Source organism: Pseudoalteromonas sp. T1lg76 (assembly GCF_002964725.1).
Classification (GTDB): domain Bacteria; phylum Pseudomonadota; class Gammaproteobacteria; order Enterobacterales; family Alteromonadaceae; genus Pseudoalteromonas.
In genome coordinates this window covers 1-329 of the sequence record NZ_PQCE01000110.1, presented here as the reverse complement: position 1 = coordinate 329, position 329 = coordinate 1, and the positions used below count along the sequence as shown (strand labels likewise).

The window sequence follows — 329 nt, the reverse complement described above, 5'->3', positions numbered from 1 at the left end:
TACATGGTGCGGAAGGTGAGACTTGAACTCACACATCCGAAGATACTGGAACCTAAATCCAGCGCGTCTACCAATTCCGCCACTCCCGCAATGTATTACTTACATTATGATATGGAACCTAAATCCAGCGTCTTAATCAAGACAACTGCCAATTCCGTACTATCGCAATGTATTATTTACATCCAAATTTATTATGGAAGCTAAGTCCAACGTCTCATTTGCATGTATTAAGATGATAATTTTAGTTCTTATCAAGAACATGGTGCGGAAGGTGAGACTTGAACTCACACATCCGAAGATACTGGAACCTAAATCCAGCGCGTCTACCA

General features: G+C 41.0%; 1 tRNA gene. It reads right to left on the bottom strand.

Annotation, left to right across the window (positions count from 1 at the left end):
- Positions 1 to 4: 4 nt before the first annotated feature.
- Positions 5 to 89, bottom strand: a tRNA-Leu gene (locus C2M35_RS15460).
- Between the last annotated feature and the right edge of the window lie 240 nt (positions 90 to 329).